The following is a 26,947-nucleotide window of genomic DNA, read 5'->3' on the forward strand; positions in this document are numbered from 1 at the left end:
GGGTTGCGTGAGGTGTGCGATTGACTACTGAACGGGTTCGGCGATGACCACTCTGTTCGCTTCGTACCCCTGCTGACCACCGATCCAGGTACCGCCGCAGGTGACCAGCACCAGCCGGTGCGGCCCGCGCGGCCCGAAGAACTCGACGGCGCGCGCCGGGAGCTCCTCCTTGCGGACGGTCTCGATCTGCTTGATGCGGAACTTGAACTCCTTGCCCGCGCTGTCGGCGATGACGACCTCACGGCCGTTCTGCGCCTGCCACAGCTCCGCGAACGGGCCCTTCGCGCCCTTCCAGTCGACGTGCCCGGCGAGCACCGTCGCGCCCTCGGAGGCCGCGAGCTCGGTGCCCCACCACGTCGCCTCGCCGATGCCGTCGGGCACGGGCAGCACGCCGTCCTTGACCTCCTTGCGCACCAACGTCGCCGAACCCCCGGAGGGCAGGCGGACGGAACCCGGACCCGCCTTGGGCGGCGCGGGCTGCTGCTGTTGCTGCGTGGTGGGATCGGCGGGCCTGGCGTTGGCCGTGTTCGCCCCGCCGACCAGCCCGGTGAGGTCGGGACCGCGGCCGGTGCTCAGGCTGTCGGCGACCGGCCCCGGTCCCACCACCGGGATCTCGTCCGCGACCGCGCGGCCGGCGACGACCTCGGTCTCGGACGTGGTGACCAGCACGCTGGCGGCGGCCACACCCGCCACCAGCACGCCGGTCAGGAAAGCCTTGGGACTCACTGCCTGCGCCACACCAGGAAGCCTGCCAGCGCCGCGCCGAGCAGCACCAGGCCACCCGCCGTCAGCATCAGTCCCGGACGGAGCCGCGTGTCGAACGACGCGGTCGCGACCGGCGTCTGACCGTCGGTGCCCGCCGGGATCGTGCTGGGCACGACCGGCTTGTTCGGCTTGTTCACCAGTTCCAGCGCCAGGGTCTGACCCGCCGCGAGCGTGCCGCACGCCGACGGTGGCGCCTTCGGGTCGAAGAACTCCTCGTAACCCTTGGGCGCGGCCACCTCGACGAGGCAGATCTCCTGCGGGGTGCGCAGGTCCGGGATCTCGACCGTGCCGTCGGGACCGGTCTGCAGCACCAGCGGCTTGCCGTCCGTGCCGACCAGGTCGGTGTCGTCCTGCTTCTTCGCGGCCTTCGTCTGGTCCTTGGCCGTGACGCGCAGCGCGACGCCCGCGATGGACTTCTTCGTCTCCGAGTCGATCTTCGTGATCTTCACGGCACCGGGAGCGGTCTTGGCAGTGCCGTTCGCGGCGGCGTTCAGCTTCTTCTCGCCGCCGGTCGTGACCATGCGCTGCATGTTCTCGGTCTGGATCGGGAAGTGCACGACCGGCTTGTCGGCGGGCGAGTCCGCGACGGCCGCGATCGACGGCTTGGGGCCGGTGGCGATGACCTTGACGGCGGCGGGGCTGCCGTCCGCGCCCGTGGTGGCCGTGCCGCTGGTGGCGCCGTCGGCCAGCTTCGCGTCGGTCAGGGTGAAGTTGATCGGGGCGTTCGTGACGCCCTTGTCGTTCGCCTTGACCAGCGACAGCGTCCAGGTGGACTCGGTGTCGATGATCAGCGGTTTCTTCGGCGCGGTCGCGGTGAGCTTCCACGGGCCGCGGTTCGCCTCGGCGTCGGTCTTGAGGCGCGCGACGGCGTCCAGGACGGGCTGCGGCAGGCGCGCGGCGTAGAAGGCCGCGTCGTAGGCGAGGAACTTCGGGTCGGTCGTGTCGAGCCGCACCGCGCCGTCGGGCACCGACGTCCAGCTGTGCAGCAGGTGCGCGAGGGCCGCGGCCTCCTCCGGCGACTTGGTCGTGGAGTAGCGCAGCAGCAGGTAGGAGATGTTCGCCGCGATGTCCGGTGCGAGGTCCTTGCCCGCCTTGGTGCGCAGTGCGTCACCGGGCTGGTAGCCGACGTTGCTGTCCGGCGCGGGCAGTGCGTACTGGACGCACCACACCTGCTTGTCCTGCCAAATGTATGAGCCGTGCCACTCGCTACCGGGTGTGGCGTTGGGCTGGAGCCCTGACGCGTTGTGGCCGATGCCCTTGACGCCGACAGCTGTCGCCGTCGCGGGGACGGTCAGGAGCGCGAGCCCCGAAACCATCGCCACGGCGGCCAGACGTTTCCAGCCCATTTGGATCTTGATCCCCTCTGACCTGCGGATTATCCCGCGTGCGAGCTTGTCGGTCCCCCACACCGGGGACAAGCCGCCACGAGGGGGAAGTGTCCCGCTACTCTGCGTGTGAACGTGATTGGAATGTGACGCGGCTTACTCGGTTCGGGTGGGACACGCCGCGACACGCCGTAGTCGTATAACGCTCTGGAGTTGGCGCAGTATTTGCGCACGTGTGATCGTCGTCGGGGGTAAAGTCGCCTTTACCGATGGGGAACATGGCACCGAGCGTGCTCGTTGAACCCAGTGACGGCGTAAAGCAACGCCACAGGAGGATCAGGTGCGCTCGAGCAGCAACCCGGCCTTCCGCAACCTGCCGACCGGCGGCGGGTACGGAGGCTACGCAGGCTTCGGCCAGCCAGAGCAGCAGGCTGGCTACCAGCAGGCCCCGCCGCCGCTGACCAGCGAGCGGCCGATGACGATCGACGACGTCGTCACCAAGACGGGCATGACGCTCGCCCTGGTGGCCACGACGGCCGTCATCACGTACCTCATGAAGGCGTGGGGTCTGCTGTTCCCCGCGGCGATCATCGGTCTGGTGCTCGCCCTCGTCATCATGTTCAAGAAGATGCCGAGCCCGCCGCTCGTCCTCGCCTACGCCGCCGTTGAGGGTGTCTTCCTCGGCGCGTTCAGCGGGATCATCGGCAACATGGTCGACCGCATGACCGGCAACCCGGGTCAGGGTGTCGTGATGATCGGTCAGGCCATCATCGGCACGCTCGGCGTGTTCTTCGGAATGCTCGTCGTCTACAAGACGGGTGCGATCCGCGTCACGCCGAAGTTCACCAAGTGGATCGTCGGCGCGATCATCGGCGTCGGCATCCTCATGCTCTTCAACCTGGTCATGAGCTTCTTCACCGACGGCGGCCTCGGCCTCCGCAGCGGTGGCCCGCTCGCGATCATCTTCAGCCTCGTCTGCATCGGCCTCGCGGCGTTCAGCTTCCTGATCGACTTCGACGCCGCCGACCAGGCGATCCGCGCCGGCGTGCCGGCCAAGTTCGCGTGGCAGATCGCGTTCGGTCTCACGGTCACCCTGGTGTGGCTGTACACCGAGATCCTGCGCCTGCTGTCGTACTTCAACTCGGACTGACGCAACGGGTGTGCTGGAGGGGCGTTCCGCTGCGGCGGGGCGCCCCTTCGGCGTTCGGGACGACGATCAGGAATTCGACTTCTGGGGGAATTGCGATGGACTCCGCATATCAGCTGATCATGGAACCACCGTCAGTCGACGACTACCTGCGATTGCGCAAGGAATCCGGACTGAGCGAAAGAACTCGCGAAGAAGCCGAGAACGGCATCAAGGGTGCCTGGGCCAGCGCGAGCGTCATTCACGTGGAATCAGGTGAAACCGCCGGCATGGGCCGCGTGCTCGGCGACGGAGGCTGGTACTTCGTCGTCATCGACATGGCGGTACTTCCACACCATCAACGCAAAGGCCTCGGCGACGCGATCATGACCGCGCTGCTGGCGAGGATCTACGAGGCCTCGCCCGGCGCACAGGTCAGTCTGCTCGCCGATCCGCCCGGCCGTCGTCTCTACGCACGGCACGGCTTCGTGGAGAGCGCACCGGGTTCGATCGGGATGTGGCGGCGCTAAGTGTTGTCCCGTTATGGGTGAGTCGATAGCTCCCTTGTTGGAGGCAAGGATGCCGAATGTCATCGGTTCGTTGAGCTCTGACAAGGGAAACAGCTCGTGAGCCTGTCGCATCGAGCACGTGTGGTCGCGCGTTTGGAGGAGTCGCCGCTCACCACGACGATCGCCGACGACGGCTATCCCGGCAGTCCGCGCCCGCGTCGAGCACGTCTTCGCGCGAATGAAGACTTGGAAGATCCTCCGCGACTGCCGACTCAGGAGCGATGGCGTTCACCACGCCATGCTCGGCATCGCTCGGATGCACAACCTCGCCGGATGGACGAGCGGTGCATGACAGCCGACCATGCCTGAAGCGACTCGGAGATCTTTGCGGGACAGCCCTTAGGCGCGCCAGCGCACGTCCGGCAGTTCGGTGCCCACCTTGATCAGGCAGTCCACGCACAACGACCCCGCCTGCGCGCGCGACACCCGTTCGTCGGGCACCGAATGATCGCAGACGGCCTCGTAAAAGCTGCGCGGAGAACCGTTCGCTTGATCGAGCGAGAAAGCATGGCATTGCAGGTCGTATTCGCTTTGCCACCACACATAGGGCATGTCCGACCCCTCCTTACTCGTCGGTAGGGACGGACTTCCCCTCGCCTGATGACGCCAATGCGCGACGTTTCATCTCATCGGCAGAAAGGGGGCAGGCAAGTAGCTCCGTTCGGGTGAAGCGGAGCTACTTGCAAGCGTCAATTTGCAGATCTTGTGCGAAAGATCAGCTCAGCCGCTCGATGACCATCGCCATGCCCTGGCCGCCGCCCACGCACATGGTCTCGAGACCGAACTGCTTGTCGTGGAACTGCAGCGAATTGATCAAGGTCGTGGTGATGCGCGCTCCGGTCATGCCGAACGGGTGGCCGACGGCGATGGCGCCACCGTTCACGTTCAGGCGGTCCAGGTCGATCCCGAGGTCCTGGTAGGACGGGATGACCTGGGCGGCGAACGCCTCGTTGATCTCCACGAGGTCGATGTCGGAGACCGACAGGCCCGCCAGCGCCAGCGCGCGCTTCGAGGCCTCGACCGGGCCGAGGCCCATGATCTCGGGCGACAGGCCCGAGACGCCGGTCGACACGATGCGCGCGAGCGGCGTGATGCCGAGTTCGCGGGCCTTCGTGTCGGACATGACCACCAGGGCCGCGGCGCCGTCGTTCAGGGCGCAGCAGTTGCCTGCGTTGACGCGGCCGTCCGGGCGGAAGACGGGCTTGAGCTGGGAGACGGCCTCGTACGTGACGCCTGCGCGCGGGCCGTCGTCCGCGGAGACCACCGTGCCGTCGGGCAGCGTGACCGGCGTGATCTCGCGGGCCCAGAAGCCGTCGGCGATGGCCTTCTCGGCGAGGTTCTGCGAGCGGACGCCGAACTCGTCCATCTCCTGGCGCGAGATCCCCTTGAGCAGAGCCAGGTTCTCGGCGGTCTGGCCCATCGGGATGTAGACGTCCGGCACGACGTCGATCGAACGCGGGTCGAGCCACTCCGAGGCGCCGGAGGCCGCAACGGACGCGGTGCGCGCCTCGGCCTCGCCGAACAGCGGGTTGTGCGTGTCCGGCCACGAGTCGGAGCTGCCCTTGGCGAACCGCGACACGGTCTCGACGCCGGCGGAGATGAACACGTCGCCCTCGCCCGCCTTGATGGCGTGCAGGGCCATGCGCGTGGTCTGCAGCGAAGAAGCGCAGTAACGCGTCACGGTCGTGCCGGGCAGGTTGTCGTAACCCAGCAGCACGGACACGATGCGCGCCATGTTGAAGCCCTGCTCGCCGCCGGGCAGGCCGCAGCCGAGCATCAGGTCGTCGATCTGCGCGGGGTCGAGCTGCGGCACCTTGTCCAGTGCCGCGCGGATCATCCGCGCCACCAGGTCGTCGGGCCGAACGTCCTTCAGCGAGCCCTTGCCCGCACGGCCGATGGGGGAGCGGGCAGCGGAGACGATCACGGCCTCAGGCATCACGAAACTCCTCGTTGAGAGTCAAGGTTGCCGTCGAGCCTAGTTAACGGGCGCTCACCCCGGCCAGCGCGAGTGACGAGAATTCCGAAACTCAGGCGTGCCGCTTCTGCAGCCACGTCGGCACGCGAGAGGGCCGCACGGCCAGCGCGGCCGCCGACCGCAACGGCAGCACCGGCGCGACCCCGCCCGGCCACAGCCCCGCCACCTGGCACAACGGCGCCAGCAGCACCCCCGCCGCAGCCTCGTAGCCGACGGAACTGGGGTGGAAGCGGTCCGAGCTGAACATGTCCACGTGCCGTGCCATGAACTCCGGCGCCAGCAGGTTCGCCATCGACACCGCGACACCGCCGGCCCGCTTCACCTCGGCGGTCTGCGCCGCCGCGAGCCGCAGGCTGTACCGGTGCCCGACCATCCGCAAGGGCTGCGGGATCGGCCGCACGATCCCGAGGTCGGGGCAGGTCCCGACGACGACACCGCACCCGATCGCGCGAAGTTTCCCGACCTGCTCGCCCAGCAGCCGGGCGGACTCGCGCGGGCCGATCCGCGACGTCACGTCGTTCGCGCCGATGATGATCAACGCGACCTGGGGCGCGTCCCGCACGGCCGCGTCGACCTGAGGCACCAGGTCACGGGTGGTCGAGCCGCTGATGGCGTACGTCGACAGGCGCACCGGCCGGCCCGCCTCCTCTGCCAGCGCCTGGGCCAGCAACACGCCCGGCATCTGCGAGGGATGGGTCACACCGACACCCACCGCCATCGAGTCGCCGAGCACCGCCAGCCGCAGCGGATCGCCACCGTCGTCGAGGTACACGCCGTCCGGCGCCGGCCAGAGGTGTTCGAGCACGCCGATGGCCACCCGAGCACGTCGTCCCTGCTCAGTGAGCAGGCCGACCAGCGCACCCGAGAGTCCGCCGAGCGTCGCGGCGGTCATCGCCACCGCACGAAGCGTCCTGAGCCCGATCATCCGCACCACCCCCTTCCACCCCGCATCGTGCGTTCCGCTGTTCGAATCAACCTCCGCAGTCACTAGAGCTACGCTTCGTCCCGCTATCTCGGAGAGTGGGAGCAGGGAGTAGATACCGGTGGAGTACGTCGAGCACGTCGTCGATCTGGTCGGCAACACGCCGCTGGTCAAGCTCAACTCCCTGACGACGGGGATCAAGGCCACGGTGCTGGCCAAGGTCGAGTACCTGAACCCCGGCGGCAGCGTGAAGGACCGCATCGCGCTCCGGATGGTCGAGGCCGCCGAGAAGTCCGGTGAGCTGCAGCCCGGCGGCACGATCGTCGAGCCGACCTCCGGCAACACCGGCGTCGGGCTCGCGCTCGTCGCCCAGCGCAAGGGCTACAAGTGCGTCTTCGTGTGCCCGGACAAGGTCAGCGAGGACAAGCGCAACGTCCTCAAGGCCTACGGCGCCGAGGTCGTGGTGTGCCCGACCGCCGTCGCGCCCGAGCACCCGGACTCGTACTACAACGTCTCCGACCGGCTCGTCCGCGAGATCCCCGGCGCCTGGAAGCCGAACCAGTACGCGAACCCGGAGAACCCGGCGAGCCACTACCACCAGACCGGCCCCGAGATCTGGCGCCAGACCGAAGGCAAGATCACGCACTTCGTCGCGGGCGTCGGCACCGGCGGCACGATCTCCGGCACCGGCCGGTACCTCAAGGACGTCTCCGACGGCGCCGTGCAGGTCATCGGCGCGGACCCGGAAGGCTCCGTCTACTCCGGCGGCACCGGCCGTCCGTACCTGGTCGAGGGCGTCGGCGAGGACTTCTGGCCCGAGGCGTACGACAAGACCGTCGCCGACCGGATCGTCGAGGTCTCGGACGCCGACTCGTTCGACATCACCCGCCGCCTCGCCCGCGAGGAGGGCCTGCTCGTCGGCGGTTCCTGCGGCATGGCGGCCGCCGCCGCGCTGCGCGTCGCGAAGGACCTGCCCGAGGACGCCGTCGTGGTCGTGATCCTCCCGGACGGCGGCCGCGGCTACCTGTCCAAGGTCTTCAACGACCGCTGGATGGCGTCCTACGGCTTCCTGCCGCCCGACTCGACCGGCGCGACCGTCGGCGACGTGCTGCGCCGCAAGGGCGGGATGCTCCCCGACCTCGTGCACGCCCACCCGAACGAGACCGTGGGTGACGCCGTCGCGATCCTGCGCGAGTTCGGCGTCTCGCAGATGCCCGTCGTCAACGCCGAACCGCCGGTCATGGCGGCCGAGGTCGCCGGCGCCGTCAACGAGCGCGACCTGCTCGACGCGCTGTTCACCGGCAAGGCCCAGCTCTCCGACCGCCTCGACAGGCACATGTCGCCGCCGCTGCCGACCCTCGGCGCCGGTGAGCCGGTCGGCATCGCCATGAACGCCCTCTCGAACGCCGACGCCGCCCTCGTCCTGGAGGACGGCAAGCCTGCGGGCGTCGTAACTCGGCAAGACGTTCTGGGGTTCTTGGCTGGTCGCTGAGCGTAGAAGCGGGTGCGTCCGATAGCGTGACGCCCCAGATCAACACCTGTCTCACTCGTACACGGCCCAGCCAAGGGGGTTGGAAACCGGATGAACGCTCCGCAGCCGCCAGGAAATCCGTTCGGCGGTCAGCCGCAGGAGCCCAACGCGGACGCAACGCAGATCGTCCCGGGAGGTGGCCAGCCGTCCGCGGCGAACCCCAACCCGGACGCGACGCAGGTCGTCTCGCCTGGTCAGGCTCCTGCCGCACCGCAGCAGAACGCGGACGCCACCCAGGTCGTCAGCCCCGGCCAGGTGCCTCCCGCCTCGGGTGGCTTCCCGGCACAGGGCCCCGGCTCCGGCGGGTTCCCCGCCCAGCCGCCGGCCTACGGCGCCCCGCAGCAGCCCTACGGTCAGCCGCAGCAGCAGCAGCAGCAGCCTTACGGTGCTCCGCAGTCGAACCCGTACGGTCAGCCGCAGCAGCAGGCCTACGGTCAGCCGCAGCAGCCCTACGGTGCTCCGCAGTCGAACCCGTACGGCCAGCCCCAGCAGCAGGCCTACGGTCAGCCCGGCGGTTACGGCCAGCCCGGCTACGGCGCGGCCCCCATGCCGCCCACCGGCTACGCCGAGTGGGGTTCGCGCGCGGTGGCCGGCCTGATCGACTACGCCGCTCCCGGTCTCGTCGCGGGCCTGATCATCGGTGTCGTCGGCGGGATCGGCGCGGCCACGGCCGACCCGTCCGACCCGTCGTCCGCGGGCATCCTCGTGCTGGTCGCGTACCTCGTCGGTTACGGCGGTCTGTTCGCCTTCTACATCTGGAACACGGTCCTCAAGGGCGGTTCCACCGGACAGTCGCTCGGCAAGAAGGTCGCGAAGATCAAGGTCATCAAGGAGGACACGCAGCAGCCGCCCGGCGGTGGCGTGGCCTTCCTGCGCCTTCTGCTGAACAACGCGTTCGGTCTGCTCTGCGGCATCGGCTCGCTGATCAACTTCCTCGCGCCGCTGTGGAACAAGCCGAAGAACGAGACGTACTCCGACAAGATCTGCGGCACCGTCGTGATCAACTGGCCGGACACGGCCTCCTACGGCGGTGGCGGCGGCTACGGCCAGCAGCAGCAGGGTTACGGCCAGCCGAACACCGGCGGCTACCCGCAGCAGCAGCCTCCGCAGCAGGGTGGCTACGGCCAGCCTCCGCAGCAGGGCTACGGCGGTCAGCAGCAGGGCTGGTAAAGCCTTCGGCTCAGCCCCCGGTCACCTCGCGGTGGCCGGGGGCTGCGTCATTCGCGGGGTCGTTTCCGGGTGTTCACGACGTGGACTCACGCCGTCGACCGCCAGACGGGTGAGTACCCTTCGGACATGAGCACCCCATACGGCTTCGCCACCAGGGCGATCCACGCCGGTCAGGACCCGGACCCGACCACGGGTGCGGTGAACGTCCCCATCTACGCGACCTCCACGTACGCCCAGGACGGCGTCGGCGGCCTGCGTGAGGGCTTCGAGTACTCCCGCACCGGCAACCCGACCCGCCGTGCACTGGAAACGTGCCTCGCGTCCCTCGAACGCGGCCGTTACGGCCGTGCGTTCTCCTCCGGCATGGGTGCGACCGACGCCGCACTGCGCACGTTCCTCAAGCCCGGCGACCACATCGTCATCCCGAACGACGCCTACGGCGGCACGTTCCGGCTGATCGACAAGGTCTTCTCGCAGTGGGGCGTGACCCACTCGCCGGCCCCCGTCTCGGACGTCGACGCCATCCGCGCGGCCATCCGTCCCGAGACCAAGCTCGTGTGGATCGAGACGCCCACCAACCCGCTGCTGAACATCGGCGACATCGCGGCGATCGCCTCGGTCGCCCACGGCGCCGGCGCTCGCCTGGTGGTGGACAACACCTTCGCCTCGCCCGCCCTGCAGACCCCGCTGGAGCTCGGCGCGGACGTCGTGCTGCACTCGACCACCAAGTACATCGGCGGCCACTCCGACGTCGTCGGCGGCGCGCTGATCACCTCGGACGAGGAACTGGACGCGGCGTTCGCGTTCCTGCAGAACGGCGCCGGCGCGGTCCCCGGGCCGTTCGACGCCTACCTGACCCTGCGCGGCATCAAGACGCTCGAGCTGCGGATGGCCAAGCACTCGGACAACGCCGAGCTGGTCGCCGAGGCCCTGACGCGGCACCCGCGGATCAAGAAGGTCATCTACCCCGGGCTGGAGTCGCACCCCGGACACGCGGTCGCCGCGAAGCAGATGAGCCGGTTCGGCGGGATGGTGTCGTTCATCGTCGACGGTGGCGAGGAGGCGGCTCTGGAGGTTTGTGCCCGGACGAAGCTGTTCCTGCTGGCGGAGTCGCTGGGCGGCGTCGAGTCGCTGATCGAGCACCCCGGCAAGATGACGCACGCGTCCACGTCCGGCTCGTTGCTGGAGGTGCCTGCGGACCTGGTGCGGGTGTCGGTGGGGATCGAGTCCGGGGACGACCTGGTCGCCGACCTGATCGAGGCGCTGGGCTGAGTCCTAGGCATGCGAAAGGCCCCCTCCCGTGCTGGGGAGGGGGCCTTTTACGTTGCTCAAGGCTTCTTCGAGCCGAACCTGTCCACGTTCTCGGCCTCGGCTGTCGGAGCCGCTGGTAGGTCGGCGCCGTTCACGCAACCGCCGACGAACTGGATCGTCTCGCCGGTGCGGACGAAGCGGCCGGCCTCGTCACAGCCCGCGTGCGCCACGGTCAGGAAAGCGGCGCCGGTCAGTGCCGCAGCCGTGGTCACGGCTCCGACCAGCGGAATCACCGCGGCCACGCGTCGCGCGAATGCCATGCCACCTCCACCCGATGTGAGTCCCCCGTAAGGCAGCCTACCGGGGGATCGGCATCAGAGGTTGCCGCGTCGCTCCTGTTCGCGCTCGATCGCCTCGAAAAGTGCCTTGAAGTTGCCCTTGCCGAAGCCCAGGGAGCCGTGGCGCTCGATCAGTTCGTAGAAGACGGTCGGGCGGTCGCCGATCGGCTTCGTGAAGATCTGGAGCAGGTAGCCGTCCTCGTCGCGGTCGACCAGGATGCGGTGTTCCTTGAGGGTCTCGATCGGGACGCGGACCTCACCGATGCGGGCGCGCAGGGCCGGGTCGTCGTAGTACGAGTCCGGGGTCTCGAGGAACTCGACGCCCGCGTCGCGCATGGCCGTGACGGTCTTGATGATGTCGTTGGTCGCCAGGGCGATGTGCTGGACACCCGCGCCCTCGTAGAACTCGAGGTACTCGTCGATCTGCGACTTCTTCTTCGCGATCGCCGGCTCGTTCAGCGGGAACTTGACGCGGTGGTTGCCGTTCGAGACGACCTTGGACATCAGCGCCGAGTAGTCCGTGGCGATGTCGTCGCCGATGAACTCCGCCATGTTCACGAAGCCCATGACGCGGTTGTACCACTCGACCCAGTAGTCCATCTTGCCGAGCTCTACGTTGCCGACGCAGTGGTCGACGGCCTGGAAGAGGCGCTTCGGGGCGCCTTCCGGACGCTTCACCGTCGAGGTGCGCGCGACGTAACCCGGCAGGTAGGGGCCGTCGTACTTGGTGCGGTCGACGAGCGTGTGGCGGGTCTCGCCGTACGTCGCGATCGCGGCGAGGCGCACGGTGCCGTGTTCGTCGGACACGTCGTGCGGCTCTTCGAGGACGGTGGCGCCCTGCTCGCGGGCGTGCTTGATGCACTGGTCGACGTCGCCGACTTCCAGTGCCAGGTCGACGACGCCGTCGCCGTGGCGGCGGTGGTGGTCGAGGAGTTCGGAACCGGGCGTGACGCCGCCGTGGATCACGAAGCGGGCCGAGCCCGACTTCAGCACGAACGACTTGTGGGTGCGCTGGCCGGTCTCGGGGCCCGCGTAGGCCACGAGCTCCATGCCGAACGCCACCTGGTAGAGCCACGCGGTCTGCGTGGCGTTGCCCGCGACGAACACCACGGCGTCCATGGCGCGCACGGGGAAGGGGTCCTTGGTCGCGTCGTAGTCGACCAACCCCACGAGCTGCCGGAGCTGGTCGTAGCTCACGTCGTCAAGCTGCTGAGTCATGTCCATCAGCATGATTCGACCCGACAGGGTGAGCAACAGTCAGCGATTTCTCAGGACAATTTGTATAGTGATCTATGCCTTCGGATCAACAGGGTGAGCACTCTGACCAGCCCGTCGACGAACTGGACGCGAAGCTGCTCCTGCTCTTGACGGACGAGCCCCGTCTGGGCGTTCTCGAATGCTCCCGCCGACTGGGGGTCGCCCGCGGAACCGTGCAGGCCCGACTGGATCGATTGACCGACAGGGGCGTGCTCACCGGGTTCCCGCCGGCGCTCGACCTCGGGGCGATGGGGTACGGGCTGACGGCGTTCGCGACGGTCGAGATCGCGCAGGGGCGGCGGGCCGAGGTGTGTGAAGGGCTGGCCGCGATCAGCGAGGTGTGCGAGGTGCACGCCACGACGGGCCAGGGGGACCTGTTCGTGCGGATGGTCGCGAGGTCCAACGCGGACCTGCAGCGCGTGGTCGACCACATCGTCGACGTGCCTCACGTGCGGCGGTTGTCCACGTCCATCGCGCTGTCGACGCCGGTGCCCCCACGCGTGCGGCCGCTGCTGGAACGCGTGAAAGGCCGGCCACCGAAGTGACCGGCCTCTCGCACGTTTTTGGGGGTGTTGCTACTACGCCTGGTACGGAACAGCGGAGATCAGCGTGACCTTCTGCTGCTTGCCGTTGGGCAGCTCGTACGAGACGGTCTCACCGTCCTTCGCGCCGTTCAGGGCCTTGCCGAGCGGCGACAGCGGAGAGTAGACCTCCATCTCGCCGTGCGCGCCCTCTTCACGGGTCGCGAGCAGGAAGGTCTCCGTCTCGTCGTCCCCGTCGTAGCGGATCGTGAGCACCGTGCCGGGTGCCGCGACGCCCTTGGTGGTGGGAGCCTCGCCGACCTTCGCGGCCTGGAGCAGCTCGTGCAGCTGGCGGATGCGCGCCTCCTGCTTGCCCTGCTCCTCGCGAGCCGCGTGGTAGCCGCCGTTCTCGCGGAGGTCGCCCTCTTCGCGGCGAGCGTTGATCTCGGCAGCCATGACCGGGCGGTACGCGATCAGTTCGTCCAGCTCAGCCTTGAGCCGGTCGTAGGCCTCCTGGGTCAGCCAGGTCACCTGGGTGTCGCTCACGGTCACCAACTCCTCGTCTTGCTCTGGTGCATGCGTGTGCACCAGATAGTTCCCGGGCCTGGGGCTCGGAACGGAAAAACACGGCCCGCGCCGGGGCCGTGCTTGAGCTGCAATAGTAACACGGAGACAACGTTCAGCGACGGCGATTTGTTCCCCATCTCGCCGTTTAAACCGCAGATCACCCGCTTGGCCGCTAGCTCGTGGACAAGTAGGCGGGAACCTGGTAGGAGCACCCGAACACCTCGCCGGTGACCGGCGGTTTCGAAGTGCGGAGAACTGTTGTCTCTACGACGACGTCATTTCCCGGCGGAACCAGAACCTCACGCCGGCCTGCTTCGTCCCCGTCCTTGGACCGGGCCCGAATGATGCAGACGGCAGCACGCTCCGGTTGATCGCGAGAAACCTCGAAACTGACCTTCACCTGGTCGTCGCCGAGGAGGATGAACGCGGTCTGCTTCGCCTCGATCGGCTTTGTGCCGAGATTTCGGTAACCGACGAAGGCGATGACGGCACCTACCGCGACAGCTACAGCGAGTAATGCCCAGCGCGCCCACGTGGCGAGCGGCTTGCGGCCCTGCTTGCTGTAGCGCCCCTCGGGGAGTGCGCGTTGTGCCACTTGTCCGCGCCTCCTCACCCTCTGGGGAACAATGGTGCCCGGCATTCAGTTGATGAGTGTCGCAGGACCGTTCACACAGGAGGACCACGGGGGTCATGGCCGACAAGCTGCGCCTTATGGCAGTGCACGCACATCCCGACGACGAGTCGAGCAAGGGCGCGGCCTCGATGGCTCGCTACATCGCGGAAGGACACGACGTGATGGTCGTGACCTGTACCGACGGTGGTGCGGGCAGCATCCTCAACCCGGCGATGGACAAGCCGGACGTGCTCGAGAACATCATCGAGGTTCGCCGGGAGGAGATGGCCAACGCGGCCAAGATCCTCGGCATCCAGCACCGCTGGCTGGGCTTCAAGGACTCGGGCCTGCCCGAGGGCGACCCGCTGCCGCCGCTGCCCGAGGGATGCTTCGCCCTCGTGCCGCTGGAGGAGTCGGTGCCGTCCCTGGTGGAGGCCATCCGCGACTTCCGCCCGCACGTCGTCGTCACCTACGACGAGAACGGCGGCTACCCGCACCCGGACCACATCCGCACGCACGAGATCTCGATGGCCGCCCTGGACGCCGCCGCGGATCCGTCTTACGAGCCTTCTCTGGGCGAAGCCTGGGAAACGCAGAAGGTCTACTACGGCCACGGCTTCTCGCGCGCCAAGATCCTCGCGTTCCACGAGGCGATGGAAGCCCGCGGCATGGAGTCGCCGTACGCCGAGTGGCTCGCGAACTGGACCACCGACCGCCCGGACGTGATGGACCGCGTCACGACCCAGGTCGAGTGCGCGGACTACTTCGACGTCCGCGACGAGGCGCTGAAGGCCCACGCCACCCAGATCGACCCGACCAGCCGCTGGTTCGGCATCCCGATGGAACTGCAGCGCGAGATCTGGCCGACGGAGGAGTACGAACTCGTCCGCTCGCAGGTGGACTCGACGCTGCCGGAGAACGACCTGTTCGCCGGAGTTAAGGTCTAGGGGTGCTCTCCCCAGACTTCTCCCTCGGCAGCACGGTGGCGCTGGTCGCCGTGCAGCCGTCGAACACGAACGACGGCAACGACAAGGGCGGCCAGGGCGAGGACTTCGGAAAGTCCTCGCCGGTCGGCCTCGTCCTGCTGATCGTGTTCTTCATCGCGGTGTTCTTCCTCGTCAAGTCGATGAACAAGCACATCAAGGGCTTGCCGGCGTCGTTCGACGAGCCGGCCGAGGCTCCTGCGAAGGAAGCCTCGGCTGGGTCTTCTGAGGCTTCGAAGGACGCGTCGAAGAAGGACTGAACGCTCTTCGGCTCGGTCCTGGCCGGTCGGCTGCTGGGCTCGCCCTCATGGTCATGATCGCGAGTTGTCCACAGGTTGCGGCTGGCTGAGCTGCGGAAACGCTTGCGGCCGGTAGCCTGTGGATACGCGGGAACCTGGGACGCGTTTTCTTCGTTCCGCAAGGGGAGGAAGCGCGGGGGCGGGGCTCGGTGAGGCTGACGCTGGTGAATGTCGCTTCGGTGGGCTGGCACAGGGGACGTCATGTCACGTGCCACGCGAGTTGTTGTTGATGGCACGCGTCAGGCATGGGCGCGGGTCGGGCGGAGCATGTCCCGCTTGCCTGACACGCGAGAGTCGCGCGGAGCAAGGGCAACTCGCCGGACCTGCTGGCGCACGAGTCAGGCGGAGCGCGGGTGGCGCATGACGTGCGGGTTGCGCGCGACGTACGGGTTGCGCACGACGTACAGGACGCACGGGTCGCGCATGAGACACACGAGTCACGCGGAGCGAGGGCGACTCCGCCGGACATGCTGGCGCGCATGTCGGACGGAGCACGACCCACTCGCCTCACACGCACGAGTCGCGCGGCGCGAAGGCAACTCATCCGACCTGCTTGACACACGCCGGCCGAGTCGCACATGTCGGGTGCCACCCAAGTCCTCCGACACGTCGAAGAACGCGTCGAAGAAGGACTAGCGCGACCTGAGTTCCACCACGAAGTCGTGGACCTCCTCGAACGCCGGCGGCTCCACCGGCAGGTCGCTCGTCTCCCGCGCCTGCCGCAGCTGCTCGTGCCAGTGCGCGAGGTCCGCCTCCAGCCGTTCGGGCGCGGGCCTGCCCGGCACCCCGGCCAGCGCGCGGTGCTCGCCGAGGATCTTGGCCTCGATGAGTCCTGGCAGGTAGTCGGGGCCGTCGAGCTTCTCCAGCAGTGTCGGCAGGTGCGCGTTCACCTCGCCGGTGCGCAGCAGGTGCACGCCGGTCAGCAGTGCGCGGAACGTGTAGAGCAGTGGCTTGATCTCGGCGGTCTTCTCGAACAGCCGCCACTGCGTGACGGCGAAGCCCCGGTAGTGGTGGCCGTGCCGTGAGGTCAGGCACCCCGCGGCGAGGGCGGCCAGCTTCCGGTGCGCCTCCGTGGTGTGCACGACCAGTGGCGAGAGCAGCTGTTCCAGCACGTAGCCGTTCGGGCGGGTCAGCAGGCGGCAGAACTTCTGCACGTCGTGCGTGACCAGGTCGATCTCGACGCCGTCGCGCACCCACATCCGTTCCTTGGTCTCCGGGCCGTGTCGCAGGCCGAGGATCTCGGCCAGCGGCAGCACGTGCACGCCGCGCAGGTCCACGTCCGAGTCGCGCGACGGGAAGCCGTACAGGTGTGCGCCGGACACGGTCGCGAACAGCAGGTCGTGCGACTGCTCGGCGACGACGGCGCTCAGGTCGGGTACCTCGTAGCTCACAACATCCTCCTGCGCACCGACATCAACCAGTCCTCGACCCGCGCCCGGTCCGGGTCCTCGGGCAGCGGGCCCCGAGCGTTCGCGATCTCGTCGCCCAACCGGTGCGCCCACACCACGGCGTCGTCCCAGGGCATCGAGCCGTCGCGGATCTTCAGCAACGAGCGGTCCGCCGTGATGTCGTAACGGCCCGTGCGCACCAGGTTCAGGCCCACCAGCCGGAGCCGCACGACGTGCATGAGCTGCTTCGGCTTGAGGTTGCGGCCCGCGCGCGACAGCTGCATCTCCGTCGCGCGTGTGAACGCGCGCACGGCGTACTGGGAGAGGAACGCGGGCAGCAGGTCCCGCAGTTCCTCTCCCATCGGCGTGCTGATCTCCACCAGCGGGCTCACCAGCGTCTCGAGCACCGTCGGGTTCGACTTCAGGCCGAGCTTGCAGAAGTGCTCGACCTCCCAGCTGAGCTGCTCCGGATCCGGCCCTTCCACCGAGGTCGGGGGTTTCTCCAGGCGCCAGAACGCCTCCGTGGGCGCGACGAACACCCCGCGTCTGTCCACATCGGACGTAGAACTCGCCAGCCCGTAGGCGTGCGAGCCGATCACGGCTTCGAGGATCACAGTCTCGGGTCCACCGGTTCCGACTCGAGCGCGAGCACGCCGAAGACGCACTCGTGCACCCGCCACAGGGGTTCGCCGCGCACGAGACGTTCCAGGGCCTCGATGCCCAGGGCGTACTCGCGCAGGGCGAGACCGCGCTTGCGTCCCAGCGAACGCTTGCGCAGCCGCGAGAGGTTCTCGGGCGAGGTGTAGTCCGGGCCGTAGATGATCCGCAGGTACTCGCGCCCGCGCACCTTCACGCCCGGCTGGAAGCGCCCGCCGGTGTTCGCCAGCGGCTTCACGACCATGCCCTCGCCGCCGTCCGCGGTCAGTTCCTCCCACCACTTCACGCCGGCGGCGACCTGCGCGGGGTCGTTCACGTCGACCACGAGGTGCCGGGTCTGCTGGAACAGCGGTCCCTCCAGCCGCCCCAACGTCTCCAGGTGCCACAGGTGCGAACGGTCGTGGAACGTCCGCCCCTCGGCCGCGAGCAGCTGGAACGGTGCGATCCGCACGCCCTCCAACCCGTCCACCGGCCAGCAGTACCGCTCGTACGCCGCGCGGTAGGCCTCGGCGTTCGCGGCTCGCTCAGCAGTCCGAGCCAGCAGGTCCCCGACGTCGACGCCGCGCGAGACAGCCGCGGACAAAGCATCCACCGCGACCGGCAGCGCACCACCAGCCGCCGCGCCGACCGCCGCGTACTGCTCGCGGATCAGCCCGGAAGCCTTGGCGTTCCACGGCATCAGCTCGGCGTCGAGGAGCAGCCAGTCCGTGGCGAACTCCTCGAACAGGCCGGCACACGCCGAACGCACGTGACGAAGCAGTTCCTCACCCAACGCACCGTCGAAGAACGCCCGGCCGGTACGCGTGTAGATCGCGCCGCCTTCCTTGCGCACCAGCAGAACCGCGCGGGAGCCCATGTGCTTCTCCTCGCAGATCACCTGCTCGACACGGGCCGACCTGTACTCCGCGAAGGCCTCCTCCGGGTGCTCCAGCACGTCGTCGCGCTGCGAGGTCGCCACCGGGGCCATCGTCGGCGGCAGGTACAGCAGTTCGTGCGGGTCGATCGCGAACCGGCTCATGACCTCCAGCGCCGAAGCGGACTGCTCCGCGCGGATCGTCACGGCACCGATCAGCGACGTGTCGACCCGGCGCGTGCCCGTGACGTCGCTCAACGCCAGCACGTCCGGCGCGCGCTCGACGGCCTTGGGTGGGAACGGTGCGTCGTTCTCGTACCAGGTCTGGTGCGCCTTGACGGCGACGAGCTCCTTCTCCGGGTAGCGCAACGCGGTCAGCTTGCCGCCGAACACCACACCCGTCTCCAGGCACATGGTGTTGTTGATCCACTCGGCCTCGGGCGTCAGGACGTGCCCGTACAGCACCATCGCCGAGCCGCGGTAGTCGTTCGCCCACGGCAGGCGCACCGGCAGTCCGTGCGCGTCGGTCTCGCCGGTCGTGTCGCCGTACAGGGCGAAACTGCGGACCTTCGCGGACGCGCGGCCGTGGTAGCGCTCGGGCAGTCCGGCGTGCGCGACGACGAGGTTCCCGCCGTCCAGCACGTAGTGCGCGACGAGGCTGTCGCAGAACTTCGTCGCGGCGAGGCGAAACTCTTCCGGCTCGTGCGCGAACTGCTCCAGCGACTTCTCCAGCCCGTGCCGGACCGTCACCTTGTGGCCGCGCATGGCCCGCACGAGCTTCTCCTCGTGGTTTCCGCGCACGCTGAAGGCATGGCCGTTCGCGACCATGCCCATCACGAGACGCAGCACGCCGGGAGTGTCCGGCCCGCGGTCGACCAGGTCGCCGACGAACACGGCCTTGCGGTCACCGGGCGGGACGGCGTCGACCGCACGGCCCTCGTCGTCACGCACCAGGACATACCCGAGCTCGGCGAGCAGCTCCTCCAGCTCCGCGCGACAGCCGTGCACGTCACCGAACACGTCGAACGGGCCGGTCTCGTGCCTGAGGTCGTTGAGCAAGCGCTCGTACACGATCGTCGAGTTGTCCACATCGGACTCGGAGCGCAGCACGTGGACGCGCTTGAACCCCTCCTTGCCGAGGAACTTCAACGAGCGTCGCAACGCCGCCCGGTGGCGCTTGACGACGTGCGCGCCGAAGTCGCGGTCGGGGCGCTGCTCGTTGCGCGCGAGGCACACGTCGGTGGGGGTGTCGAGGACGATCGCGACCGGCAGCACGTTCGCCTTGCGTGCCAGAGCGACCAGCTGGGCGCGGTCCTGCGGCTGCACGTTGGTCGCGTCGACCACGGTGACGCGCCCGGCCTCAAGCCTCTTCAAAGCCACGTAGTGCAGCACGTCGAACGCCGCCGCGGACGCCGACTGGTCGTTCTCGTCGTCGGACACGAGCCCGCGGAAGTAGTCGCTCGACAGCACCTGCGTGGGCAGGAAGTGCTTGCGCGCGAACGTCGACTTGCCCGAACCGGAAGCGCCGACCAGCACCACGAGGCACAGGTCAGGGATCTTCAGCTCCATCAGTTCTTCTCTCCCAAGCTGAAAACGGCCATCTGGGTCGGCGCGCCGCGGTCGGCGTCCTCCGGCCCGATCGGCACGTACCGGACCGTGTAACCACGGCGTTCCGCGACGCCGTCCGCCCACGTCTCGAACTCGCCGCGAGTCCATTCGAAACGGTGGTCCGAGTGGCGCATCTGGCCCTCCGGCAACGTTTCGAACAGCGCGTTGTACTCGACGTTCGGCGTGGTGACCAGCACGGTCGCCGGGCGTGCCACGGTGAAGACCGAGTGCTCCAGTGCGGGCAGGCGTGACGGGTCGACGTGCTCGACGACCTCCATCAGCACCGCCGCGTCATAGCCCGCCAGCTCGGGGTCCGCGTACGTCAAAGCCGACTGGCGCAACGTGATCCGCTCGCGCTGGCGCTCGCCCATGCGGTCCAGGTGCAGCTTGCGGGCCGCCTCCTGCAACGCCTTCGCGGACACGTCGACACCGTGGATCTCGGTGAACTCGGGCTCGTTGACGAGCGCGCGCAACAGCGCCCCGCCACCGCAACCGAGGTCGAGCACGCGCTTGGCCCGTGCCTCCTTCAACGCCTTGATCACGGCCTCCTTGCGCTGCACGGCAAGGGAGATCTTCGGCTCTGCCAACGCGTTGTCGAGCTCTTCGGGCTCGACCTCGGCGACCTCCGCGAGGCGTTCCAGGGCGGAGGTGATCAACGGTCGCTTGCGCGCCAGGTACCGGGTGGTGATCAGTTCCTTGTCGGGGTGCTGGGACAGCCAGCCGTCACCGGCCTTGAGCAGCTTGTCGACCTCGTCGGCCGCGACCCAGTAGTGCTTGCCGCCGTCGAGCACGGGCAGCAGCACGTAGAGGTGCTTGAGCGCGTCGCTGAGCTTCACGGTGCTGGTCAGCGTGACGTCACCGAAGCGCGAGTCGCCGTGCTCGGTGATCGTCACCTCCCAGCCGAGGGACGCGAAGAGGCGCTCCGCGAGCCGGTGGGGCAGCGCGGGGACGCGGATGACCAGCGGGATCGGCGTCGCGGCCAGCTCGGGGTAGCTGTCGCTACGGCCGTTCATGGCCGTGCGGAACACGCTGCCGAGCGCGACCGTGAGCAACGACCCGGCCGCGTACGGCCTGTCGTTGACGTATTGGGTGAGCGTGCTGCCGGGACCTCGGACGAGCGCGATGGGGTCGACCTCCAGCAGGAGGGCGACCGTGCATTCCTCGTTCGTCGCCTTCGGGTAGAAGACGTGCGCGATGCCCGAGCTCGTCGTGAAGGACTGAGCCCGGTCGGGATGCTTGTGCAGCAGGTGGCCCAGGTCGGTCGCCGGCTGGTGCGTCGTGGTCATGGTGAGCAACACGAGGTCGAGTCTGATCGAGATTCGGCCTCTGCGCTGCTCATTTAGTGTGGTTCGCATGACTAACCGGCTTGCGGACGCGACCAGCCCTTACCTGCTGCAGCACGCGGACAACCCGGTCGACTGGTGGCCTTGGTCCGCGGAGGCGTTCGAGGAGGCGCGACGGCGCAACGTGCCGGTGCTGTTGTCCGTCGGTTACGCGGCCTGCCACTGGTGCCACGTGATGGCGCACGAGTCGTTTGAAGACGATGAGGTTGCCGCGTTCCTGAACGCTCATTTCGTGTCGGTGAAGGTGGATCGCGAGGAACGTCCGGACGTCGATGCCGTCTACATGGAGGTCACGCAGGCCATGACCGGCCACGGCGGATGGCCGATGACGGTGTTCCTCACGCCGGACGCGCGGCCGTTCCACGCGGGCACCTACTACCCGCCGGCTCCTCGTCCCGGCATGCCGTCGTTCCGGCAGCTCATCGAGGCCGTGTCGGCGACGTGGGCGGCGCAGCCGAACGAGATCCTGGAGTCCGCTTCCGCTGTGGTGGAGGAAATCTCGCGCCAGGCCACGCCGTTGCCGCCGTCCACTGTGGATGCAGACGTGCTGGCGGGCGCGGTGGTGTCGTTGCTCGGCGAGTTCGACCGGCGCAACGGCGGGTTCGATGGCGCGCCCAAGTTCCCGCCGTCGATGGTGCTGGAGTTCCTGGTGCGCCACCACGAACGCACCGGCTCGGTCGAGGCGGTGTCGATGGCGACCGCGACGGCGGACGCGATGGCCGACGGCGGGATGTACGACCAGCTCGGGGGCGGGTTCGCACGGTACAGCGTCGACGCCTCGTGGGTGGTGCCGCACTTCGAGAAGATGTTGTACGACAACGCTTTGCTGCTCCGCTTCTACACGCACCTGGCGCGGCTGACGGGTTCCGCGCGCTATGAACGGGTCGTACGGGACACGGTGTCGTTCCTGCTGCGGGAGCTGCGGACGGCCGAGGGTGGTTTCGCGGCCTCGCTGGACGCGGACACCGAGGGCGTCGAGGGGCTGACGTACGTGTGGTCGTACGACGAGCTCGGTTCGGCGGCCGCTGCCTTCGGGGTGACTCCCGACCCGAACTTCGAGGACGGCAAGTCGACGCTGCGGTTCGTGTCGGAGCCGGGGGAGGAGGTGCGGGCCGCGCTGCTGGCGGAGCGCGCGTCGCGGCCGCAGCCCGGACGTGACGACAAGGTGATCGCCTCCTGGAACGGCATGGTGATCGCGGCACTGGCCGAGGCGGGCGCGTTCTTCGGTGAGCCGTCCTGGATCTCGGCGGCTTCGGACGCGGCGTCGTTGCTGGCCTCGGTGCACCTGGTCGAGGGCAGGCTGCTGCGGACCTCGCGCGACGGCGTGGCCGGGCCGTCGTTCGGCGTGCTGGAGGACTACGGCTGCCTCGCCGACGGCCTGCTGGCGTTGCACCAGGTCACCGGCTCGATCCGGTGGCTGGACCTGGCCTGCGGGCTCCTTGACACCGCTCTCGCGCGGTTCGCCGCGCCGGACTCTCCCGGCGCCTACCACGACACCGCCGACGACGCCGAGGCTCTCGTCCGGCGTCCTGCGGACTCGACCGACAACGCGTCGCCTTCCGGAGCGTCTTCGCTGGCCTCGGCCCTGGTGACGGCCTCCCTGCTGGCGGGCGCCGATCGCTCCTCGCGGTACTTCGAGGCCGCTTCCGCCGCCGTGACCCGGGCCGGCCTGCTGGCCGCGCGGGCTCCCCGGTTCGCGGGTCACTGGCTGACCGTCGCCGAGGCGCTGGTCGCAGGCCCGTTGCAGGTGGCGGTGGTGGGTGCCGACGACTCACGCCGTGCGTCGCTGTGGGCGGCGGCGGTGGCCCGTGTTCCCGGAGGCGGCGTTGTCGTGGCCGGAGAGCCGGGCTCAGCGCCGTTGCTGGAAGACCGCCCGTTGGTCGATGACGGTCCTGCGGCCTACGTGTGCCGTGGGTACGTGTGCGATCGGCCCGTCGTTTCGGTAGAAGCCCTGGTCACTTCGCTGACGGCGAACACTCCCTGACTGATTGCAGGCGTAACGTCGGTTGCAACGTAATCATGTAATCAGGGGTTGGTGGCAATGGGACGTGGATGGCGAGGACGAGGTGGATGGCAGCAGGCCGACCTGCCCTCGGCCGACGACGCGGCGGCGTGGTTCGCGGGCAGGCTCCCGGACGGCTGGTTCACCGGCCCCGCGGAGGTGATCGTCGACCGCGAGGAGATCACGGTCGTCGGCACGCTCACGCCGCTGGAAGGCGAGTTCGACGACGCCTCGCGCGCCGCGGCCGAGTCGGGCCGCATCTCGCGCTGGCGCGAGGAAACGCGCGACGAACGCATCGAGATCGCACGCCAGGCCGAGCACCGCTACGGCCGCAAGGTCGCGTGGGGTGCGTCGCTGGGCAGCACCCGTGAACTCTTCACGCACCTGGCCGTGCCGGTCATGACGCGCCTGCGCCAGCCGGAGCGCCAGGTGCTCGACACGCTGGTCGCCGCCGGCGTGGCCCGCTCACGCGCAGACGCCCTCGCATGGGCCGTGCGCCTCGTGGGCGAACACGCGGACACGTGGCTCGACGAACTGCGCGATGCCATGTCGCGTGTCGACGATCTGCGTTCGCAGGGGCCTGATCTCACCTAGTCTGCTGCGCGTGTATTTGAAGTCGGTCGCAGCAGTGGTTCGGAACGAGCCCATTCGAGAAGTTCGTCGCAGAGGCCCAGGGCCGTTCGTTCGACGCGATGTCGGCGGCGGCCCTGGTGCATTCTCGTCGCCGGACCTTCAGACCGACCTGTGATGACTTCGATGGCCGCCATCACCCGTGTGCTGCCCACCGACGAAGCAGCGTCATGGCTCACGAAGGTCAGCGCGTGAGTTTTTCTTCTAACGCAAGGCAAGTCCTCGACACGTCTCTTCCTCTGGGCCGCCGTATCGGTGCCCTGCGTCGATGCCTGTACCGCTACCGCCGCCCGATCGGTTTCGAGGCGGCCTTCAGCTTTCTGCGGTTCATGGTCGGCGACTTCGTCCGCGATCCGGCCCTGTTGCCCGCGGCTCTGGAGTTGCTGACCGCGAGCCATGCCGCCTGGCAGGCCGACCTCCGCGCCTACGGGGTGGCTCGGCGGCACGCCAAGCGGTTGGGCGATCGCGTGCCTGACCCTTCCGTGCCCAATCCGAACCGACCTGCGCACTGGTACGGCGCACCGCGCGAGGCCGCCCTTCACGCCGTGTGGTTCTGGTACTCGAAGGGCGCCTCTGCTGACGTGGACGTGCACAGCCTTGCCGCGGCACTGGTGGAGCGAGGACGGTTCGCGGCCGGACAACGAGAGGTCTTCGAGCGGGTTCGCGCGGAGCCCGGTGAGTCTCGGGCTGTCGTGCATCAGATGGCGGTCGCTGTGGGCGAGGCCTGATGCCGTTACGGTGCAATGACTTTCGCCGGAGTGTCAGACCCATTCGCTATTGTTGATTTTGGGGGTACCCGGCCCGCGTCGTGTGTGTGGTGAGCGCCCTCGGCGTCGTGCGTTCCTCTGCGGAGGCCGATGACGCACCCGAGTGCGACCGTGGTGACGCCGGCGACGGACACGAGAGAGAGTTCCTGCGCGCCCAGCAGCACGGAGGTTGCCAGGCCGGACACCGGCATCAGGCCGATGAGCACTCCTGCGCGGTCGGAGCCGAGGCGGTTCACGGCGAAGTACCAGAGGCCGAAGGCCAGCGCGGTCACCACCACGGCGAGCAGGGCGAGGGAGAAGCCCTGGCGGGCGTTCGGCATCTGCCAGCCGCCCACGAACGTGCCCAGCACCGCGCCGATCACCGTCGCCAGGATGCATGTCCAGGTGGCCACGCCCAGGACGCCCAGGCGTCGTACGACCCCCACGGCGAACAAGGTGAAGCAGACTTCGCCGGCCATGGTGACCAACGCCAGCACAAGGCCGGGGCCGTGCCACGAGCCGCCGCCGGACAACAGCACGATGCCTGCCGCCACCACTACGGCGCCGACTACGGCCGATGCGGTTCGTTGGCGTGAGAGAAGCGCCAGTGCGATGGGGGCGCCGCCCATCACGGCGGCCACGAAGCCCGGTTCCGCGTACTGCTGGGCGGCGATGAGCACGGCGTTGAAGCCGAGCATGCCGGTGATGACCACGCCCAGCAGCGGTGGGACGTCGCGCCACGACGGCATGGGCAGGCGGCGTGCCACCAGCAGCAGCACGGCCGCGCCGAGGGCGTACCGCATGGCCTGGCCGGTCAGGACCGGGTAGCCCTCGAGCATGCCCGTGATCGGCACCGATGCGCCGACGATCGTTGCCGCTGTCGCTCCTGCGGCCACCCCGAGTTTCATGTCCTAGAGCCTTGCGCTGGACTGGTCCAGGTTTAAGCTCCACTTCAATGTCTACGAACTGGACCACTTTTCGCGAGCTGCTGTTGCCAGGGCACCAGCGGCGTCGTGGGGTGGAGGTCGAGCTGCGGCGGTCGATCCGGGACGGGCGGTTGTTGCCCGGCACGCGGCTGCCATCGAGCCGGGACCTGGCCGCGCAGCTCGGGGTCGCGCGCGGGACGGTGACGTCGGCGTACACGCAGCTCGTCGCGGAGGGGTACCTCACCACGCGGCGCGGATCGGGGACGACGGTCGCGAGCCTCGGGCCCGCCGGCGCGTGCGGCGTGCCGGAGCCGCCGCAGCGGTGGCGGTACAACCTGCGGCCCGGGCTGCCCGCGCTGGGCGCGTTCCCGCGCGCCGAGTGGGTGGCGGCTCACCGGGCGGCGCTCGCCGAGCTGCCCGACGACGACCTCGCCTATCCCGATCCGGCGGGGTTCGTGGGGCTGCGCAAGGAGATCGTCGACTACCTGGCGCGCGTGCGGGCCGTGGTCGCGAAGGACGCGGTGATCACCAACGGTGCCGCGGACGGCTTGCAGCTCACCGCGCGGATCGTGGACGGCAGCATCGCGATCGAGGAACCCAGCCACTTCGGCGGCGAGAACATGTTGCGATCGCACGGGCTGAACACCGTGCCGGTTCCGGTGGACGACAAGGGGATCCGGGTCGATCATCTGTCCAAAACGGACTGCAGAGCGGTGCTGGTCACCGCGGCGCACCAGTTCCCGCTGGGCGTGGTGCTGCACCCCGAACGGCGGCGGGCGCTCGTCGACTGGGCGCGCGAGCGGGACGCGTTGATCATCGAGGACGACTACGACGCCGAGCACCGGTACGACCGGCCGGCGCTGGGTGCGTTGCAGGCGCTCGCGCCCGACCACGTGGTGTACCAGGGCACGACGAGCAAGGTGCTGGCGCCCGCGCTCAGACTCGGCTGGCTCGTGGTGCCGGAACGGCTGCGCGAGGGCATCGTGCGACGCAAGCAGTACAACGACATGGGCACCGGCACGATCCCTCAGGCCGCGCTCGCGCACCTGTTGCGGACGGGTGGCTATGACCGCCACCTGCGCCGTACGCGCGCGCTCTACCGCAAGAGGCGTGACGCGCTGTTGGAGGCCGTTGAGGAGCATCTGCCCGCGTGGCAGCCCATCGGCGTCGCTGCTGGATTGCACGTCGTGTTGCGCATGCCTGACGGGACGGACGACCTCGCGTTGAAGAGCAGGCTTGCGGACCGTGGCGTGCACGTCTGGGCGTTGGCGCAGTACACGCGCACGCCCATGTGGCCCGGTCTGGTGCTCGGCTACGCGTCGCTCACCCCTGACCGCCTGCGGGAAGCGGTCAGGGAGATCGCGGACGCCGCCGTCGCTTAGAGGATGTGCTCGCGGGCGGTGCTCATGATGTGCTCGCGGTCGGTTCCGTCGCCGAGGATGTGCTCGCGGTCGGTTCCTTCGCCGAGGATGTGCTCGCGATCTGTGCCGGCACCGGCGCCGGCGAGGGTCGTCACCGCGACGGCGGCGAACAGCAGAGCGGTGGCGACGATCTTGGATGCGTTCATGGTCGGGTGAACCCC

The 26,947-nt window shown here is 68.8% G+C and carries 27 protein-coding genes and 1 pseudogene; 13 read left to right on the plus strand and 15 right to left on the minus strand.

The genetic code is table 11. The annotated features are described in order from the left end of the window. Positions 1-24 precede the first annotated feature (24 nt). On the minus strand, positions 25-738 hold the full coding sequence (locus IEY88_RS29550) for a class F sortase (protein WP_229693883.1): 714 nt from the start codon (positions 736-738) through the stop codon (positions 25-27). Further along, entirely contained in the window at positions 723-2,111 is a 1,389-nt protein-coding gene (locus IEY88_RS29555; protein ID WP_189158157.1) for an MSCRAMM family protein, read from the minus strand. The genes IEY88_RS29550 and IEY88_RS29555 overlap by 16 nt, the downstream gene beginning before the upstream one ends. A gap of 319 nt (positions 2,112-2,430) precedes the next feature. Here IEY88_RS29555 and IEY88_RS29560 point away from each other — a divergent pair, with 319 nt between their 5' ends. The 3 genes and pseudogenes from IEY88_RS29560 to IEY88_RS45590 all read left to right on the plus strand — a co-directional run. After that, the gene (locus IEY88_RS29560) at positions 2,431-3,240 is read left to right on the plus strand and encodes a Bax inhibitor-1/YccA family protein (protein WP_189158158.1); all 810 of its coding nucleotides are present in this window, start codon (positions 2,431-2,433) and stop codon (positions 3,238-3,240) included. A gap of 152 nt (positions 3,241-3,392) precedes the next feature. Next, positions 3,393-3,746 (plus strand): GNAT family N-acetyltransferase, encoded by a 354-nt coding sequence (locus IEY88_RS29565; RefSeq protein WP_229693884.1) that lies wholly within the window; start codon positions 3,393-3,395, stop codon positions 3,744-3,746. Positions 3,747-3,930: 184 nt separating this feature from the next. Next, positions 3,931-4,077: pseudogene (locus IEY88_RS45590) on the plus strand (transposase); the annotation flags it as partial. Positions 4,078-4,124: 47 nt separating this feature from the next. Here the strand turns inward: IEY88_RS45590 and IEY88_RS29570 are convergent. From IEY88_RS29570 to IEY88_RS29580, 3 genes are all read right to left on the minus strand, one after another. Further along, positions 4,125-4,337: a hypothetical protein gene (locus IEY88_RS29570; RefSeq protein ID WP_189158160.1), complete on the minus strand. Its 213-nt coding sequence runs from the start codon at positions 4,335-4,337 to the stop codon at positions 4,125-4,127. Between the two features lie 163 nt (positions 4,338-4,500). Further along, entirely contained in the window at positions 4,501-5,721 is a 1,221-nt protein-coding gene (locus tag IEY88_RS29575; RefSeq protein ID WP_189158161.1) for an acetyl-CoA C-acetyltransferase, read from the minus strand. A 91-nt stretch (positions 5,722-5,812) separates the two neighbouring features. Continuing rightward, positions 5,813-6,685 (minus strand): SGNH/GDSL hydrolase family protein, encoded by an 873-nt coding sequence (locus tag IEY88_RS29580; RefSeq protein ID WP_189158162.1) that lies wholly within the window; start codon positions 6,683-6,685, stop codon positions 5,813-5,815. 118 nt (positions 6,686-6,803) lie between these two features. On the opposite strand from IEY88_RS29580, the gene IEY88_RS29585 reads away from it, so the two are divergent. The 3 genes from IEY88_RS29585 to IEY88_RS29595 all read left to right on the plus strand — a co-directional run bounded on the left by IEY88_RS29585 (position 6,804) and on the right by IEY88_RS29595 (position 10,655). Continuing rightward, entirely contained in the window at positions 6,804-8,174 is a 1,371-nt protein-coding gene (locus IEY88_RS29585; protein ID WP_189158163.1) for a cystathionine beta-synthase, read from the plus strand. 90 nt (positions 8,175-8,264) lie between these two features. Beyond that, the gene (locus IEY88_RS29590; RefSeq protein ID WP_189158164.1) at positions 8,265-9,383 is read left to right on the plus strand and encodes an RDD family protein; all 1,119 of its coding nucleotides are present in this window, start codon (positions 8,265-8,267) and stop codon (positions 9,381-9,383) included. 126 nt (positions 9,384-9,509) lie between these two features. After that, positions 9,510-10,655 (plus strand): cystathionine gamma-synthase, encoded by a 1,146-nt coding sequence (locus IEY88_RS29595; protein ID WP_189158165.1) that lies wholly within the window; start codon positions 9,510-9,512, stop codon positions 10,653-10,655. 56 nt (positions 10,656-10,711) lie between these two features. On the opposite strand, the gene IEY88_RS29600 is transcribed toward IEY88_RS29595, so the two are convergent. Both IEY88_RS29600 and hppD read right to left on the minus strand, forming a co-directional pair. Then, positions 10,712-10,954 carry a hypothetical protein gene (locus IEY88_RS29600; RefSeq protein ID WP_189158166.1) on the minus strand — a complete coding sequence of 81 codons (243 nt, stop codon included), beginning with the start codon at positions 10,952-10,954 and terminating at the stop codon, positions 10,712-10,714. 54 nt (positions 10,955-11,008) lie between these two features. Beyond that, positions 11,009-12,190, minus strand: a complete 1,182-nt coding sequence (hppD, locus tag IEY88_RS29605) for a 4-hydroxyphenylpyruvate dioxygenase (RefSeq protein ID WP_189158167.1) — start codon at positions 12,188-12,190, stop codon at positions 11,009-11,011. Positions 12,191-12,264: 74 nt separating this feature from the next. On the opposite strand from hppD, the gene IEY88_RS29610 reads away from it, so the two are divergent. Next, complete coding sequence (locus IEY88_RS29610; protein ID WP_189158168.1) at positions 12,265-12,774, plus strand: Lrp/AsnC family transcriptional regulator; 510 nt, start codon at positions 12,265-12,267, stop codon at positions 12,772-12,774. 33 nt (positions 12,775-12,807) lie between these two features. On the opposite strand, the gene greA is transcribed toward IEY88_RS29610, so the two are convergent. Then, entirely contained in the window at positions 12,808-13,302 is a 495-nt protein-coding gene (gene greA, locus IEY88_RS29615; protein ID WP_045309976.1) for a transcription elongation factor GreA, read from the minus strand. A gap of 187 nt (positions 13,303-13,489) precedes the next feature. Next, entirely contained in the window at positions 13,490-13,912 is a 423-nt protein-coding gene (locus IEY88_RS29620) for a DUF4307 domain-containing protein (protein ID WP_229693885.1), read from the minus strand. 95 nt (positions 13,913-14,007) lie between these two features. On the opposite strand from IEY88_RS29620, the gene mca reads away from it, so the two are divergent. Both mca and IEY88_RS29630 read left to right on the plus strand, forming a co-directional pair. Next, positions 14,008-14,877, plus strand: a complete 870-nt coding sequence (mca, locus tag IEY88_RS29625) for a mycothiol conjugate amidase Mca (protein WP_189158170.1) — start codon at positions 14,008-14,010, stop codon at positions 14,875-14,877. A 2-nt stretch (positions 14,878-14,879) separates the two neighbouring features. Beyond that, entirely contained in the window at positions 14,880-15,173 is a 294-nt protein-coding gene (locus tag IEY88_RS29630) for a hypothetical protein (protein ID WP_189158171.1), read from the plus strand. Between the two features lie 671 nt (positions 15,174-15,844). On the opposite strand, the gene IEY88_RS29635 is transcribed toward IEY88_RS29630, so the two are convergent. Genes IEY88_RS29635 through IEY88_RS29650 form a run of 4 tightly spaced genes read right to left on the minus strand, consistent with a single transcriptional unit; the run spans position 15,845 to position 21,016 of the window. Then, complete coding sequence (locus IEY88_RS29635) at positions 15,845-16,603, minus strand: nucleotidyltransferase domain-containing protein (RefSeq protein ID WP_189158172.1); 759 nt, start codon at positions 16,601-16,603, stop codon at positions 15,845-15,847. Continuing rightward, the gene (locus IEY88_RS29640; RefSeq protein ID WP_189158173.1) at positions 16,600-17,214 is read right to left on the minus strand and encodes a nucleotidyltransferase domain-containing protein; all 615 of its coding nucleotides are present in this window, start codon (positions 17,212-17,214) and stop codon (positions 16,600-16,602) included. Before IEY88_RS29640 ends, IEY88_RS29635 begins: the two co-directional genes overlap by 4 nt. Beyond that, positions 17,211-19,679, minus strand: coding sequence for a polynucleotide kinase-phosphatase (locus tag IEY88_RS29645; protein WP_189158174.1), 2,469 nt, complete (start codon positions 19,677-19,679; stop codon positions 17,211-17,213). The genes IEY88_RS29640 and IEY88_RS29645 overlap by 4 nt, the downstream gene beginning before the upstream one ends. After that, a complete protein-coding gene (locus IEY88_RS29650; protein WP_189158175.1) occupies positions 19,679-21,016 on the minus strand; it encodes a 3' terminal RNA ribose 2'-O-methyltransferase Hen1 in 1,338 nt (445 codons plus the stop codon). The genes IEY88_RS29645 and IEY88_RS29650 overlap by 1 nt, the downstream gene beginning before the upstream one ends. 55 nt (positions 21,017-21,071) lie before the next feature. Between IEY88_RS29650 and IEY88_RS29655 the strand changes: the two genes are divergently transcribed. The 3 genes from IEY88_RS29655 to IEY88_RS29665 all read left to right on the plus strand — a co-directional run bounded on the left by IEY88_RS29655 (position 21,072) and on the right by IEY88_RS29665 (position 24,421). Next, positions 21,072-23,045 (plus strand): thioredoxin domain-containing protein, encoded by a 1,974-nt coding sequence (locus IEY88_RS29655; protein ID WP_189158176.1) that lies wholly within the window; start codon positions 21,072-21,074, stop codon positions 23,043-23,045. Between the two features lie 57 nt (positions 23,046-23,102). Next, positions 23,103-23,657, plus strand: a complete 555-nt coding sequence (gene abmR, locus IEY88_RS29660; RefSeq protein WP_189158177.1) for an ATP-binding transcription factor AbmR — start codon at positions 23,103-23,105, stop codon at positions 23,655-23,657. A gap of 206 nt (positions 23,658-23,863) precedes the next feature. Then, positions 23,864-24,421, plus strand: coding sequence for a hypothetical protein (locus tag IEY88_RS29665; RefSeq protein ID WP_189158178.1), 558 nt, complete (start codon positions 23,864-23,866; stop codon positions 24,419-24,421). Positions 24,422-24,426: 5 nt separating this feature from the next. On the opposite strand, the gene IEY88_RS29670 is transcribed toward IEY88_RS29665, so the two are convergent. Continuing rightward, positions 24,427-25,347: a DMT family transporter gene (locus tag IEY88_RS29670; protein ID WP_189158179.1), complete on the minus strand. Its 921-nt coding sequence runs from the start codon at positions 25,345-25,347 to the stop codon at positions 24,427-24,429. Positions 25,348-25,394: 47 nt separating this feature from the next. On the opposite strand from IEY88_RS29670, the gene pdxR reads away from it, so the two are divergent. Continuing rightward, on the plus strand, positions 25,395-26,747 hold the full coding sequence (gene pdxR / locus IEY88_RS29675; protein WP_189158180.1) for a MocR-like pyridoxine biosynthesis transcription factor PdxR: 1,353 nt from the start codon (positions 25,395-25,397) through the stop codon (positions 26,745-26,747). On the opposite strand, the gene IEY88_RS29680 is transcribed toward pdxR, so the two are convergent. Continuing rightward, positions 26,744-26,932, minus strand: a complete 189-nt coding sequence (locus IEY88_RS29680) for a hypothetical protein (RefSeq protein ID WP_189158181.1) — start codon at positions 26,930-26,932, stop codon at positions 26,744-26,746. The genes pdxR and IEY88_RS29680 overlap by 4 nt on opposite strands. Positions 26,933-26,947 lie beyond the last annotated feature (15 nt).

Origin of the sequence: Lentzea pudingi, from assembly GCF_014646255.1 — a bacterium.
In the GTDB taxonomy this organism is placed as follows: Bacteria; Actinomycetota; Actinomycetes; order Mycobacteriales; family Pseudonocardiaceae; genus Lentzea; species Lentzea pudingi.